Source organism: Virgibacillus sp. AGTR, from assembly GCF_016919725.2.
Lineage (GTDB): Bacteria > Bacillota > Bacilli > Bacillales > Amphibacillaceae > Virgibacillus > Virgibacillus salarius.
The window spans coordinates 1-14,229 of sequence record NZ_JAJERH010000026.1; the positions used below are offsets into that span (position 1 = coordinate 1).

Here is a 14,229-nt window from a genome sequence, read left to right on the forward strand (position 1 = left end):
GTGATAGGGACTGAGCGAATTTTGCTCAGTTTTTTTATAGTGGTAGTTATAAAATCAGTGTTATACGCCAACTTTTCTAATAAATAAATAGTTTATTACTTTAAAAATGTCACAGAATGTTCTAAAATAAATAATAGTTACCAAAAAGTTTGCATAATTTTTAATACATTGTTTTTTAATCGGTTCATAAATAGAATTAGTACTTGTAAACGTATCAAGGAGATATTTCTATTATTTGTAACCGATTTCAATTTATAAAACGAGGTGATTGGATGGATATGCAGAAGATACCAGTTAAAGAAGGTAATCATAATCTGAAAGATTATGAAAAAGTTAGGGAAACTTTTTCATGGGATGATATGAAGAAACATTTTTCCTGGAATGAAACGGGAAAGGTTAATATTGCCTATGAGGCGTTAGACCGCCATGCGGAAAATCCAGAGAAAAAGGACCAGGTTGCATTACTGTATTCTGATCCAGATAGAGAAGAGAAGGTAACCTTTGGTGACCTACGTGATGAGAGTAATAAGTTTGCTAATGTTTTACGTAAGTATAATGTGAAAAAAGGAGATCGCGTATTTCTGTTCATGCCAAGAAGCCCAGAATTTTATGCAGCTTTCTTCGGTATCCTTAAAGTTGGTGCCATCGCTGGACCTTTATTCGAAGCTTTCATGGAGCAAGCGGTTCGCGATCGATTGCAGGATAGTGAAGCAAAAGTGTTAATTACAACACCTGATTTATTGTATCGAGTTCCACAGGAGGATTTACCAAACTTAGAAAAAATAGTGCTTGTAGGGAAACATAACGAATCTGCGGATCATTATATTGATTATCAAAGAGAAATGAAGGATGCTTCTAATAAAACAGAAATGGAATGGGTAGATTTAGAAGATGGTATGTTACTCCATTACACATCTGGATCTACTGGAAAACCAAAAGGTGTGTACCATGTCCATAATGCTATGATTCAACATTATGCTACGGGCGAGTGGGTATTAGACCTAAGGGAAGAGGATGTATATTGGTGTACCGCTGATCCAGGCTGGGTTACTGGAACAAGTTACGGAATTTTCGCACCATGGTTGCATGGTGTGACTAATGTTATTCGAGGTGGAAGATTTACACCGGATGATTGGTATGGAACACTAGATACGTATAAGGTTAGTGTCTGGTATACGGCACCTACAGCACTTCGTAAATTAGTAAGTGCAGGAGAAGACGTAGTGAAGAAATATGACCTTTCTTCCTTACGACATATTATGAGTGTTGGAGAGCCATTGAATCCAGAAGTAGTGACTTGGGGATTAAAAGCATTTAATTTGCGGATTCATGATACATGGTGGATGACGGAAACAGGTGCACAGCTTATTGTTAACATTCCATCAATGGAGATAAGACCAGGATCAATGGGGAAACCATTACCAGGTATTGAAGCGGCTATTATTGATAATGAAGGAAATGAACTACCACCAAACCAAATGGGGAATTTAGCTATTAAGAAAGGTTGGCCATCTATGATGCGGGCTGTATGGAAGAATCCAAGCAAGTATGACAGCTACTTTATCCATGGTTGGTATGTATCAGGAGATAGTGCTTATAAAGATGAAGATGGCTATTTCTGGTTCCAGGGGCGTTTAGATGATGTTATCAATACTTCTGGTGAACGAGTTGGCCCATTTGAGGTAGAAAGTAAATTAATAGAACATCCGGCTGTTGCTGAAGCCGGCGTTATTGGGAAACCACATCCAGAGCGAGGAGAGATCATTAAAGCGTTTATTACGCTGAATGATGGGTATCAGAATACGGATGAATTACTAGAGGATATACGCTTATTTGTTAAGACAGGGCTAAGTGCTCATGCTGCACCACGTGAACTAGAAGTAAAAGACTCCATTCCTAAGACAAGAAGTGGTAAGATCATGCGTCGACTATTGAAGTCTTGGGAGCTAGGATTGCCTACTGGTGATACGTCAACATTAGAAGAATAGATGGTAGAGCCACAGAGGGTAAAATAATTTAGATAACGAAGACGCTTAATTATAGACTGATTAAAATATGCTCCCTTCCAAAGTAGATAGATCAAAAAATATAATCTGTTGCTTTGGGGGGATTTTTGTCTAGGAAATTACGGAAATTATAAAATTTGAGCCTGTGGATATATATGGGCGTGTTGAGCCGCGTGAAGCTCCAGCGCCCAGAAACGAGGCGACTTCATGAATCGCCCTAATCTAAGTCATCATCGGCGCGCAAGCTCATCGTAATACCTTTATCTCCGTTGACTCGCTCTAGTCGCTACGTTTCTACTCGGACGCTTACGCCTTTTGCTCTTGAAATGCTATCGAACGGAATGGATACAACACTCCTTTTACACCGCTCACTTTATAAGCTAGTTATTTCTTATTTACTTTGAAATCTGTTACATTTCCAATATGGGACATATTCATAAATTGAGGAAATGAGGAATCTTAAAATGTCTAAAGAATTTTGGGATCAAAACTTTTCAGATAAAGAATTTGTATATGGGAAACAGGCAAATCAATTCATCCAGCAAAAGAGTCACCTCTTATCTAAAAATTCAACTATAGGATGCTTTGCAGAGGGAGAGGGCAGAAACGCCATCTATTTAGCTGGTTTAGGGCATGAGGTTATTGCTTATGATCAATCTACTGTCGGATTAGAAAAGGCAAAACAATTAGCTGTAGAGCAAGGAGTAAACGTACAAGCTATTCCCATGGACTTGACTAAGGAAAAGGTGATATCTCGCCAATTTGATGCGGCGATTATGGTCTTTGGGCATGTTCCAGCGGAAGATCAACATTTTTTTATTCATAATATAATTGCTGCTGTAAAGCCAGGTGGCTATGTAATGTTTGAGGTATACTCAGAGGATCAATTAGACTACCAAACAGGTGGACCAAGGGAGAAGGAAATGCTGTATCATCCATCGGATGTATTACAATGGATAATGCCTCATCATTGTTTGCATTTCTATTATGGAGAAGTAGATCGAAAAGAAGGAAAAAAGCATACTGGCTTGTCTCATGTTATTCAAACGGTTATAAAAAAGAAAGACTAGATATGTAAATAGAACCAAAGGATAAGCGGATTACTCCCTTAACCTTTGGTTTTTGTCGTTTATGCAGTAATGGATTCAGCTGGGCCAAAAATTTCGAAATGAATATCTTTGTCAGCTACATGTGATTTTTTTAAGCTTACATAGGTTGTACGCATGAATCCTTTTGGTCCACAAATGTAACATGTAGCATCTGATGTTGGTAAAATTGAAGATACCCACTCAGCGTCTATATAGCCTTTTTTATCACATCGATCCGTATCTTTGGGATGATTATAGATCGTATAGCTTGTCACATGATTATTAGAATTAGTAATGGTAGCAACTCTCTCTTTCAACGCATGATAATTTTCTGACTTTGCAGCATGAATGAAGATAACCTGTCGTTCAGGCTGTTCTTTTATCACCGTTTCTAACATACTCATCATTGGTGTCATTCCCACACCTCCACTAATTAGTATCAGTGGTCGATGATCTTGTTGATCAAGTATGAAGTCTCCAGCCGGTGCACTTATAGGTAAAATGCTTCCTTCATTAATTTTCTCATGTAAATAAGTAGAGACAATTCCTGCTGGGCCTTGTTCATTCTCATCCTCACGTTTAACACTAATGCGGTAATACCCTTCATCCGGAGCACAAGATAAACTGTATTGGCGAAGATGGGTATATGGTTCACCATCTATGTCTGCTTTTACAGTAATGTATTGTCCAGGCTGATAACTAGGAAATGGTAAACCATCCTCGGGAACTAAATAAAAAGATGTAATAACTTCACTCTCAATTACCTTTTTTGTCACTTTGAAATTTCGAAAACCTTCCCAGCCACCGGATGATTGCAATGTCTTATTATATAATTCTTTTTCCACGTTAATAAAAAGATCTGCTATGACATAATATGCTTTTTCCCATGCGTCGATCACATCATCATTAGCTACTTCTCCTAAAACATCTTTCATTGCTAGTAATAGGTACTTGCCAACGATTGGATAATGTTCTGGTTGAACATTTAGACTTTTATGCTTATGTGCAATTTGCATGACATGGGGTACTATTTCTTCTAAATGATCGATATTTGCCGCAGCAGCATAAACGGTATTCGCTAAGGCCTTGGGCTGAGCACCTCTCCGTTGATTGGTTTGATTAAATAAATTCTTTAATTCTGGATGATTTGTTAGCATTAGCTGATAGAATCGCTTCGTTATCTCTGAACCTTGTTGTTGTAATACTGGCACAGTAGCTTTAATAATGTCCTTTGTTTGCTCATCTAGCTCGACTGTTTGTGTTGACATAACTAAGCACTCCCTTTGAAATAAACATGTATTTTGTATACATGTTTATTTTATAATGATTTAACTGGTAAAAAAACAGGAAAATAAGCAAAATATGTTACAATAATGTGAAAACATGAACAAGTAGGTGTATCCATGAATCTTAAAAAATATACAGATTACGCATTACGTGTATTAATATTTACGGGAATGAAATCAGATCAAGAGCTGGCTACAATTAAAGAGATATCCGAGGTATATACGATTTCACAAGAACATGTAAGGAAAGTAGTACATGAGCTTGTAAAGATGGAATTGATAGAGTCGGTAAGAGGCAGGCATGGAGGAATTAGAATGGCTAAGCCACCAGAAGAAATCAATGTTGGTAGACTTGTTCGACAGCTTGAAGCTGATTTTGTCATTTTAGAATGCTTTGATAAAGGAACAAACCACTGTGTTATTTCTCCAGGCTGTACATTAAAACATGTATTAAATAGGGCGTTAGTCGCTTTTTTTAAGGTTCTTGAAGCATATACATTAAAGGATTTAATTAAAAATGAAGAAGAGCTTCGTGAACTAATGGGACTGTAAAAAATATGTTTTATATAAGAATTATTGGGAACATATAATTATGTAGTCATCGTAAAGGAGTGGATATATCATGAGTAAAAAAATAGCAACTGTTATTACAGATATGTTTGAAGATGTGGAATATACAGAGCCAGCTAAAGCTTTCCGGGAAGCTGGTCATGAAGTCGTTACGATTGATAAAGAAAAAGGAAAGAATGTAACAGGAAAAAATAAGGAAGCTATCATCACTATTGATCAAGGTATTGATGATGTAAACCCAAGTGATTTTGATGCGTTATTTATTCCAGGTGGCTTTTCTCCAGATATGTTACGTGCAGATGAACGCTTTGTAAAATTTGCAAAACATTTTATGGATGAAAAGAAGCCAGTATTTGCGATCTGTCACGGGCCGCAGTTGCTAATTACGGCGAAATCACTTGAAGGGCGAAAAGCAACTGGATTTAAATCGATTCAAGTCGATATGGAGTATGCGGGGGCAAACGTAGTAGATGAAGAAGTGGTAGTATGCCAAAATCAGCTTGTTACAAGTCGTCAACCAGATGACATACCAGCATTTAATCGAGAAGCTGTAAATGTGTTAACGAAATAAGCTAAAAATTGGCATTGCTAAAATGCTTGTTTTTAAAGACGAATAAGAATTGAAAAATTTATAAAAGCATGGTTCTATTTGCTGCATTGGAGAGAGGCGCTTGTGACCAGCCCGCGTGAGCTATTGCACTATGTAGCCTTACCGAACGGATCGTTCGGCTTTGTTTTATAAGTTAAGAAAGTATAAAATCAGTGCAATGACTGCGTTAAGCGAAGTAGTTATTTTGAAATGTTTGATGTATATTGGCAATGCTCCGACTAATTACTTCCCTTTCCGCGGGCACGGCCTCAACTAACTTTGCAAAGAAGAACACGTTGCAAAGTTAGCTGAAGGACAAACCCCACGGAAAGGGAAGTGGGCAGCCGGAGTGGTGGTCAAGCAGTAGCTATTATTCCATAATAGCTACTAGAGGAAGCGTAAATCTGAGCATTTAGTGATAAGGACTGAGCGAATTTTGCTCAGTTTTTTTAGCTAAGATACGTGTAATCCAAGCTTCAGCATTCTATAGCAAATGGAAGGATCTGTTAGATTGTAACTGTCACTAGTCCAATTTTTGAATTGTGAATTGATCCTGTAGTAACAGCCAATTTTGTGGGAAAGCTAACCCTAATTTCCAATAGGATATGCCTAATAAACCTAATTCCTTTATGAGATTGAATTTGGATTGAATGGACCGCGCATCTTCAAACCATACCTCATGTTGACTTCCTGTATTATCGGTATACGTGAAGTAAGGTGCCTGAGCCTTTTCATCGTATCTAATTTCTGCATTGTTTTCTCTTGCAATCGCGATAGCTCGCTGTGGACTTACAGCCTGAGCCGGCTCCCCACCATTTGCCTGATATGGCAGTGTCCAGTTGTATCCATATAAATTTTGACCTAATAAGATTTTCGTAGCGGGCATTTCCGTTAATGCATACATAACGACTTCCCTTACTTGATCAATTGGTGAAACAGCCATTGGTGGTCCGTAGGTATAGCCCCATTCATAGGTCATTAGCACAACAAAATCAGCAATTTCACCATGTACTGCATAATCATGTGCCTCATACCACTGTCCAGTCTGTGTGGCACTGGTTTTTGGTGCTAATGCTGTGGACATTAATAAATCTTCTTGGGATAAGCGTTCCTTTGCTTTTCTTAAAAACGCATTGTATGCTTCTCTGTCCTCTGGGGGAAGAAATTCAAAATCAAAATGCACATCGCTATATCCACCAGAAGTAGCTGTATTAACGATGTTATCTAGGAGTGTGTTTTGAACGCTTTGAACGGTTACAATAATATGTCCAAGTTCTTGGCTGAATTGACCCTCTTCCAGATTAGTCACAACCAGCATCTTTGCCGTGTTATTCTGTTCAGCGATTTCCGATAATCCATTTAATGGTGGTGGTGTTAAGCTACCATCTCTACCAACACGATAGCTAAATATCGCTAAGTAGGTTAAATATGGAGTGGTTTTCATGGCTGCATTTTCTAGCGTATCAGAAACAGAATCTCCCATTGGTTCGATATAGGCATTGCTTGTGATAGGTGATTTAGGCCCTGGTGGTATATAAAGCCTAAATCCAACCGGAAGTACATTACCTGGCGAGATACCATTTATTTGTGCTAGCTCCTGATAAGACATTCCGAATTGTTGAGCGATGGAAAATAAACTATCACCAGGTTGGACAAAATAAAACTGTCCGACGATAGGAATAACTAATGCCTGACCGACCACTAAATTGTTTGGAGCGTCTAGTTCATTGGCATCGATAAGCGCCTGTGTTGTTGTATTATATGTATTTGCAATACCATATAACGATTCACCTGGGCTAACTACGTGAATTTGCATATAGAATCCCTCCTTCATGAGGTTGTTCAAAAATGAATTAACCTCTCTTTGAACACACCTATTTATCGATCTGCTATTAACAATCTATGAGAAGGGATTTCTTGTTATTCCAACTATATAGCTGTGATATTTGCTTTCATGACAGAATGTAATAAATATAGAGCATATTCATTATTGTCCTTACCTTCAGAAGCCATGCAGTTCTTTGGGATGTGCATATCATACCCATACATATAGGCATCCTTTGCAGTAAATAGAATACAAATATCACCCGCAATTCCTGCCATTAATAAGTTGTTTTTTCCTAATTCATTTAGCAGAGATTGTAATGGCGTTTGAAAAAAGGCGGAATGCTGTGGTTTAATTAGAAAATAGTCATTATCGTCTGGTTTTAACGGTTCAATGATTTGTTTACTCCTATCATTATGGCAGTAATTGATAATTTTATGAAAGTCAGCCTGCCAAAGACCATAATGGTCATTAACATAAATAATAGGAAGTTGCTTTTCTTTTGCAAAGTTGCGTAATCGTAATAAATGAGGAAGTATATCTTTCGTATTTGCTAATAAGTTATTACCACCATCAAAATTAAAATCATTTACAATATCTACAAATAAAACAGCGGTGTTTTCAAGCGATGAATGCAATCCAATTACTCCTCTCTAATTTAAAGGAATTGATGTTTAATGATGCTTTTCTTTTAGTTATTTCCGTATTCTTGTTTTTCAAACTATTATTGAAAGGTAGGGGCAAAATTGTTGGATGAAAAAATGATGGAGTTAGCCATAGACGAGGCTACTAAAGCTGCAAGACAAAATGAAGTTCCTATTGGAGCTGTTATTGTATATCAAGGTGAAGTAATTGCTAGAGGCTATAATCAGCGTGAAACATCACAAAGTACGTTATCACATGCTGAATTGATTGCTATCGAACAAGCCAATGATGTAATTGGCAGTTGGCGCTTAGAGGATTGTACACTGTATGTGACGTTAGAGCCTTGTCCGATGTGTGCTGGGGCAATTGTCCAATCTCGAATTAAGCGTGTTGTATATGGAGCAAAAGATCCAAAGGCAGGTTGTGCTGGTACACTAATGAATCTATTAGCAGATAAGCGGTTTAATCATCAGGTAGACATTACGAAGGGTGTGCTAGAAACAGACTGTGGAGATCTTTTAAGAAATTTTTTCAAAGACCTACGTAAGCAAAAAAAGAAGAGCTAAGGTAAGCTTAAGAGCGAAAATCTATTTTAACAGATTAGTTATTTTTCCATGCTCTACCATTGCATTTTTTTAATATTATCGTTATAATGATTAATGCCGTGCTAAGCGGGGAGGTAGCGGTGCCCTGTACTTGCAATCCGCTATAGCGAGGCTGAATTCCCATCTGAGGTACGATGACTTTATAGTCTGCCTTAAGGGAGTGGTGTTGACGCTTAGGTCCTGCGCAACAGAAACCCATGAATCCTGTCAGGTCCGGAAGGAAGCAGCAGTAAGTGGTCATTTCTGTGTGCCGCGGGGAAGCCTAGGTTGAGCCATGAACTTGAGTAACGTATAGGGTTGTCGTATCGAAGATGGGTGCACGGTTTACATAAGATTAGTAAGTCCCCTAGCTGTTTGCAGCTAGGGGACTTTTTAAATGGGATATAATTTTTTAGGCACCATTAATTAGACGTATATTCATTGTGATGGAGTCGGTACGGTACCTGTATTAATCAACGATGGATAATGGAGGAAAATTACGACACTCCTGTGGAAAGAAAGTGACAGAGACACCGTAAAAGTTTGTGTTAGGGTAACGTGCATTTCTCGGTGGAAAACGAGTATCCTTTCCTCAGTAGTAAGAGTAAGAGAACCAAAAGATATATAGAAGTGAAGATAATAGGTAACCCAAGCAATATTAATAATAGAAGTGCTAAATAGATATGAAAGGGAGAGGTACAAAATGGATCGAAAAGTAATATGGGAACATCATGAGAACGTAGGAACAGAATTTTTGCAAATGAAATATATGCAAGATGGTATACAGATTACAAGTACGGTTATAAACGGTCAGAAAGAGGCTCCTTATCTTGTTCATTATCAAATCGAACTGAATAGGCATTGGAAATTTCGAGAATTGAGAGCTGAAGCAGATAGTGGAAAGCAAATCGTACTACGCTCTAACGATCAACGAGAGTGGTTTAATGAAGCGGGAGAGGAGATTACTCATTTACGAGGTGCAATGGATATTGATTTATCGTGTACGCCTTTTACCAACTCCTTGCCAATCAATCGTTTTATGTGGGAGACTGGTCAATCCAGTGATTTTGACATGGTATTTATAGCTGTTCCAGACTTTACATTGACTAAAGTTAAACAACGGTATCATCTTGTAGAACAGTCAGATAAGCGGAAGGTATTTAATTACAAAAGTAATACGTTTGAATCGACGATTGAAGTAGACGAGATGGGGATTGTGACAAAGTATCCGGGGTTATTTACCAGATTATATGCTAAATAAAAAAGGGCTGTCCCAAAAGGCAGCCCCTGTTCCTAGTCAACGGGAATAAACTCCTTTTCCGTGGGCAGTGATTCAGCCTCTTCTTGCGTATAAACCCAACATTTCGGGCTTCACACCATTGTATCTTGCACAGGAGTCTCGTATATTCCGGTTGCTGTGTCTTCATGTACCTTATGAGACAGTCCCTTATGGATGGGTCATGTCATGATTTTAGATAACCGTCTACAACTAGATCGAGTTTACCTGTATTCGGATCGATGACTAAGCCATGGACTGGTACGCTTTCTGGCATAAGCGGATGGTTCTTAATCGTAGAAACACTATGCTTCACACTATCCTCGACACTATCAAACCCTCGTAAAAAATGTTTGAAATCAACACCTGAATGGTGAAGTGTATCTAGTTTTTCTTGACTAATTCCACGAGTTTTCATTTTTTCAACTGTTCGATCAGCCTCTACACCGGCCATCCCACAATCATAATGGCCAATCACACAAACCTCATCTACTTCAAGTTCATACACTCCAACGAGAATACTTCGCATGATGCTACCAAAAGGATGGGATACAAGTGCTCCGGCAGTTTTAATAATTTTCGCATCGCCATTCGCTATATTCATGGACTTTGGCAATAGCTCGACGAGTCGAGTATCCATACAAGAAAGAATTAAGGCTCGTTTGTTTGGGAGTTTATTGCGCTGATATTTTTCATATTCCTTATTGTCAACAAATTCTTTATTATAGGTTAAAATCTCTTCTAATAAACTCATGATCAAGCTCCTCTTTTTAATAATCTCTATCCATTATAAAGGAAAAATTACAAGAAGACATAATTTAGGTGGAATTACTAGATATATATCATTATTAAAAACAAACTGAAAATTATCAACATATGTAATTTCTTAATTATGTTAAAATAATAATCTTACAAAGAGGCATCCGTTTTATAGATGTTTCATTGAATGGAGAAAGTGAAAATGTCATTACAAGTCAATAGAGGATGCTAATTCAATTGTCATTATGGATGTTTTTACTTATTGCTCTTTTACTTTATTTTGGGGTATACTTCATGCTAAAAAGAAAGCTTCATATAAATAGTCAAACAATTAGATACAAACATGTAAATAAATTTAACTTTTACCTTGATCCTATCGTTTTTCAATATTTTCCAAAAAATTTATTTAAATCTTCAGGCGTATTTGATTTGAGTCCGTAACTTTTTTGTTTTGTGTATGAATTCTATTGCACTTTTAGTAAATCTTTTGTTCTTTCCTCGTATTTTTTACTCTAAATGGCCTATATTTTTAAAACCAGAAATATTATTTTTATTCATCTCTTTTTTCCATTTGTTTTATCGCTATGGTTCACATTCCCCCCTTAAATAGAGTATAATTAGAAGGAGATTTTAAAGGAGAATTGTATCATGAGCTATCAAGCTTTATATCGGGTTTGGCGACCAACGAATTTTGCGGATGTGGTTGGGCAAACCCATATTACACGAACTTTGCAGAATGCGATTGTACAAGAAAAATTCTCTCATGCCTATTTGTTTTCCGGACCACGTGGGACAGGGAAAACAAGTGCTGCGAAAATTTTTGCCAAAACGATTAACTGCGAGCGTTCGCCGGTAAAAGAACCTTGTAATGAATGTGCGGCATGCCGTGGCATTCAGGATGGGTCCATTTCCGATGTTATCGAAATTGATGCTGCATCTAATACAAGCGTTGATGATGTCCGAGAAATTAGAGATAAAGTAAAATATGCATCTAGTGTGGTACCTTATAAGGTATATATCATTGATGAGGTACACATGATATCGGTAAATGCATTTAACGCATTGTTAAAGACACTGGAAGAACCCCCAAAGCATGTTGTCTTTATCTTAGCTACAACAGAACCACATAAGATTCCATTAACGATACTATCAAGGTGCCAACGGTTTGATTTTAAGCCAATTTCTAATCAGGCTATCGTCGAGCGAATGCAAACCATTATAGAAGCAGAAGGAATATCCGTTTCAAAAGAAGCACTAGATACGGTTGCTTTAGCTGCTGAAGGTGGAATGCGTGATGCACTAAGTATTCTTGACCAGGCTATTTCCTATAGTGAGGATACGGTTGAACTGGAGGATGTTTTAGCGGTTACCGGTGGTGTATCGCAACAAACTTTAATGAAAATTGTCCAGTCCATGTATGAAAAAGATGTACAACAAGCGTTAATGCAGTTGGATGAACTGCTCCAGGGAGGAAAAGATCCAGCTCGATTTGTTTATGATATGATCTACTTTCTACGCGATTTGTTACTATACAAGGGTGCGCCAACACTTGAAGGAATGCTAGAGCGTGCACGCGCTGACGAAAGTTTTAAGCATTTAGCTAATCACGTATCCAATGCTTGGGTTCAGGAAGCAATGACACAATTAAATCAATGCCAGCAGGAAATCAAGTGGACGAATAGCCCGAAAGTGTATATTGAGATTGCCATCTTGTCCATCACAAACGCTAATGTGGAACAAGGACGTTCAGAACAAGTGGTAGAATCTGATGCAATTGCAGGGTTAACTGCAAAAATTGGTCAGCTTGAAAAGGAATTGAGCTTATTAAAGGAAAACCCTGTTGTTAGTGCACAATCTGCACCACAACGTGAATCTAGAAGAGCACCATCCAGATCATCGAAGAACAGTTATAAGATCCCATATGAGCGAATTCGCGAGGTACTTAAACAAGCGGAGAAGCCAGCATTGAAGGAAGTTCATTCTCAATGGGCTACCTTTTTAGCAAATTTAAAGAAAGCTAATGCTCCCGCTCATGCTACTATCCAAGATAGTAAGCCAGCAGCAGCATCGGATCAAGCGCTTGTCGTTGCATTTAAATATGAAATACACTGTTCTCTGTTCTTAGATAATCGGGAGACAGTAGAATCTATACTCTCCAATGTACTAGGAAAATCATTAACGATTATCCCAATTCCAGAAAAGGATTGGACAGATTTACGAACAGAGTATTTATCAAGTCAAGAGAAATCGGAACCAAAAGCGGAACAAACTGCAGATCCACTAGTTGAGGAAGCAAGAAAGCTTTTTGGTGATGACGTATTGGAAATACATGATTAATCGAAGCATTATACGAATTAAAGGAGGAATTTTCCATGAAGGGAAATATGGGTAATATGATGAAGCAAATGCAAAAAATGCAAAAGAAAATGATGAAGGCACAGGATGAATTACATGAAATGACATTCGAAGCATCAGCTGGCGGTGGAATGGTTACAGTATACGCCAACGGCAAAAAAGAAATAACAGATATTCAAATCAAAGAGGAGGTTATTGATCCTGATGATGCTGAAATGCTACAGGACTTAATCTTGACTGCTACGAATGATGTATTAAAACAAATTGATGATAAAACGAATGATACAATGGGACAATTCACGAAAGGGTTAAACATGCCTGGAATGTTCTAATTCTAGGAGGCGCGTAGATGTATTATCCAGAACCAATTTCTAAATTGATTGATAGCTTTACAAAATTGCCTGGAATCGGGCCAAAAACGGCTGTCCGCCTGGCATTCTTTGTGTTAAATATGAAAGAAGACGATGTCTTGGAATTTGCCAATTCATTGGTCAATGCAAAGCGAGAGCTAACACATTGCTCCACCTGTGGCCACATTACGGATCAAGATCCATGTTCTATTTGTCAGGATACTTCCCGTGACCAATCGATTATCTGTGTTGTACAGGATCCGAAGGACGTTATTGCCATGGAAAAAATGAAGGAATTCCATGGGAAATACCATGTATTACATGGAGCGATTTCCCCTATGGATGGGATTGGACCAGAGGATATTAACGTTCCCGATTTAATTAATCGACTAAAGGATGAAGAAGTTGAGGAGTTAATATTGGCTACAAATCCTAATATCGAAGGTGAAGCAACTGCAATGTATATATCCCGACTTGTAAAACCATCTGGAATTCGAACAACAAGAATTGCTCATGGTTTACCAGTAGGGGGAGATTTGGAATATGCAGATGAAGTAACCCTATCGAAGGCATTAGAAGGTAGAAGAGATCTGTAGGAATTAGGTGAATACATGGCAAAGAAAAAGATAACGAGAAAAGATGTTGACGGTGAGTTGTTAGATACGATGATTCGTTTGGAGAAAGAGAGGAAGCAAATCGAGTCAATGGTTTCTAGAAGCATTGAATCGACAAGTGATGGATATCATTGGGAGGCTTTTGCACAAGCGAAATATTTATTCTTACTACGAGAGGCAAGGCATCGTAATTTACGAGCAAACTACCATTAATTGAAGGTTTTTTCATAAACTACTATATTAATTGATACGTATACTTCAAAGACAAGGCATGGATGCACT

14 protein-coding genes and 1 other RNA gene are annotated in these 14,229 nt (G+C 37.9%); 11 read left to right on the top strand and 4 right to left on the bottom strand.

From position 1 onward, the window contains the following. Window positions 1-272 precede the first annotated feature (272 nt). Together acsA and JUJ52_RS11275 are read left to right on the top strand one after the other, a co-directional pair. The gene (gene acsA / locus JUJ52_RS11270; RefSeq protein WP_026680139.1) at window positions 273-1,988 is read left to right on the top strand and encodes an acetate--CoA ligase; all 1,716 of its coding nucleotides are present in this window, start codon (window positions 273-275) and stop codon (window positions 1,986-1,988) included. Between the two features lie 482 nt (window positions 1,989-2,470). Further along, window positions 2,471-3,076, top strand: coding sequence for a class I SAM-dependent methyltransferase (locus JUJ52_RS11275; protein WP_026681837.1), 606 nt, complete (start codon window positions 2,471-2,473; stop codon window positions 3,074-3,076). Between the two features lie 59 nt (window positions 3,077-3,135). Here JUJ52_RS11275 and hmpA read toward each other — a convergent pair whose 3' ends face one another. Continuing rightward, the gene (hmpA, locus tag JUJ52_RS11280) at window positions 3,136-4,362 is read right to left on the bottom strand and encodes an NO-inducible flavohemoprotein (RefSeq protein ID WP_026681838.1); all 1,227 of its coding nucleotides are present in this window, start codon (window positions 4,360-4,362) and stop codon (window positions 3,136-3,138) included. Between the two features lie 135 nt (window positions 4,363-4,497). On the opposite strand from hmpA, the gene nsrR reads away from it, so the two are divergent. Beyond that, window positions 4,498-4,932, top strand: a complete 435-nt coding sequence (nsrR, locus tag JUJ52_RS11285) for a nitric oxide-sensing transcriptional repressor NsrR (RefSeq protein WP_026681839.1) — start codon at window positions 4,498-4,500, stop codon at window positions 4,930-4,932. Between the two features lie 70 nt (window positions 4,933-5,002). Then, window positions 5,003-5,521 (top strand): type 1 glutamine amidotransferase domain-containing protein, encoded by a 519-nt coding sequence (locus JUJ52_RS11290; RefSeq protein WP_228088977.1) that lies wholly within the window; start codon window positions 5,003-5,005, stop codon window positions 5,519-5,521. 541 nt (window positions 5,522-6,062) lie between these two features. On the opposite strand, the gene JUJ52_RS11295 is transcribed toward JUJ52_RS11290, so the two are convergent. Beyond that, window positions 6,063-7,355: a glycoside hydrolase family 18 protein gene (locus JUJ52_RS11295; protein ID WP_205389388.1), complete on the bottom strand. Its 1,293-nt coding sequence runs from the start codon at window positions 7,353-7,355 to the stop codon at window positions 6,063-6,065. A gap of 113 nt (window positions 7,356-7,468) precedes the next feature. Next, window positions 7,469-8,002: a cysteine hydrolase family protein gene (locus tag JUJ52_RS11300; RefSeq protein WP_166530503.1), complete on the bottom strand. Its 534-nt coding sequence runs from the start codon at window positions 8,000-8,002 to the stop codon at window positions 7,469-7,471. 108 nt (window positions 8,003-8,110) lie between these two features. Between JUJ52_RS11300 and tadA the strand changes: the two genes are divergently transcribed. The 3 genes from tadA (at window position 8,111) to JUJ52_RS11315 (ending at window position 9,854) form a co-directional block, all read left to right on the top strand. Next, on the top strand, window positions 8,111-8,575 hold the full coding sequence (tadA, locus tag JUJ52_RS11305; RefSeq protein ID WP_026680142.1) for a tRNA adenosine(34) deaminase TadA: 465 nt from the start codon (window positions 8,111-8,113) through the stop codon (window positions 8,573-8,575). Window positions 8,576-8,671: 96 nt separating this feature from the next. Next, window positions 8,672-8,937, top strand: an RNA gene (gene ffs / locus JUJ52_RS11310) — signal recognition particle sRNA large type. A gap of 359 nt (window positions 8,938-9,296) precedes the next feature. Further along, complete coding sequence (locus tag JUJ52_RS11315; protein WP_051388259.1) at window positions 9,297-9,854, top strand: putative glycolipid-binding domain-containing protein; 558 nt, start codon at window positions 9,297-9,299, stop codon at window positions 9,852-9,854. Window positions 9,855-10,056: 202 nt separating this feature from the next. On the opposite strand, the gene JUJ52_RS11320 is transcribed toward JUJ52_RS11315, so the two are convergent. Further along, window positions 10,057-10,623, bottom strand: a complete 567-nt coding sequence (locus JUJ52_RS11320) for a beta-class carbonic anhydrase (protein ID WP_026680144.1) — start codon at window positions 10,621-10,623, stop codon at window positions 10,057-10,059. A 653-nt stretch (window positions 10,624-11,276) separates the two neighbouring features. Between JUJ52_RS11320 and dnaX the strand changes: the two genes are divergently transcribed. The 4 genes from dnaX to JUJ52_RS11340 are packed head-to-tail and all read left to right on the top strand — an operon-like array spanning window position 11,277 to window position 14,160. Further along, window positions 11,277-12,965, top strand: coding sequence for a DNA polymerase III subunit gamma/tau (gene dnaX, locus JUJ52_RS11325; RefSeq protein WP_205389389.1), 1,689 nt, complete (start codon window positions 11,277-11,279; stop codon window positions 12,963-12,965). A 35-nt stretch (window positions 12,966-13,000) separates the two neighbouring features. Continuing rightward, a complete protein-coding gene (locus tag JUJ52_RS11330; RefSeq protein WP_026680146.1) occupies window positions 13,001-13,315 on the top strand; it encodes a YbaB/EbfC family nucleoid-associated protein in 315 nt (104 codons plus the stop codon). Window positions 13,316-13,332: 17 nt separating this feature from the next. Next, window positions 13,333-13,929 (top strand): recombination mediator RecR, encoded by a 597-nt coding sequence (gene recR / locus JUJ52_RS11335; RefSeq protein WP_026680147.1) that lies wholly within the window; start codon window positions 13,333-13,335, stop codon window positions 13,927-13,929. Window positions 13,930-13,944: 15 nt separating this feature from the next. Then, window positions 13,945-14,160: a YaaL family protein gene (locus tag JUJ52_RS11340; protein WP_026680148.1), complete on the top strand. Its 216-nt coding sequence runs from the start codon at window positions 13,945-13,947 to the stop codon at window positions 14,158-14,160. The last annotated feature ends 69 nt before the right edge of the window (window positions 14,161-14,229 follow it).

Bases quoted from the DNA above. Each gene is read 5' to 3' on its own strand.
- JUJ52_RS11275 (WP_026681837.1), top strand. From the start codon at position 2,471: ATGTCTAAAGAATTTTGGGATCAAAACTTTTCAGATAAAGAATTTGTA.
- dnaX (WP_205389389.1), top strand. From the start codon at position 11,277: ATGAGCTATCAAGCTTTATATCGGGTTTGGCGACCAACGAATTTTGCG.
- JUJ52_RS11330 (WP_026680146.1), top strand. From the start codon at position 13,001: ATGAAGGGAAATATGGGTAATATGATGAAGCAAATGCAAAAAATGCAA.
- recR (WP_026680147.1), top strand. From the start codon at position 13,333: ATGTATTATCCAGAACCAATTTCTAAATTGATTGATAGCTTTACAAAA.
- JUJ52_RS11315 (WP_051388259.1), top strand. From the start codon at position 9,297: ATGGATCGAAAAGTAATATGGGAACATCATGAGAACGTAGGAACAGAA.
- hmpA (WP_026681838.1), bottom strand. From the start codon at position 4,362: ATGTCAACACAAACAGTCGAGCTAGATGAGCAAACAAAGGACATTATT.
- acsA (WP_026680139.1), top strand. From the start codon at position 273: ATGGATATGCAGAAGATACCAGTTAAAGAAGGTAATCATAATCTGAAA.
- JUJ52_RS11320 (WP_026680144.1), bottom strand. From the start codon at position 10,623: ATGAGTTTATTAGAAGAGATTTTAACCTATAATAAAGAATTTGTTGAC.
- JUJ52_RS11340 (WP_026680148.1), top strand. From the start codon at position 13,945: ATGGCAAAGAAAAAGATAACGAGAAAAGATGTTGACGGTGAGTTGTTA.
- JUJ52_RS11290 (WP_228088977.1), top strand. From the start codon at position 5,003: ATGAGTAAAAAAATAGCAACTGTTATTACAGATATGTTTGAAGATGTG.
- JUJ52_RS11295 (WP_205389388.1), bottom strand. From the start codon at position 7,355: ATGCAAATTCACGTAGTTAGCCCAGGTGAATCGTTATATGGTATTGCA.
- nsrR (WP_026681839.1), top strand. From the start codon at position 4,498: ATGAATCTTAAAAAATATACAGATTACGCATTACGTGTATTAATATTT.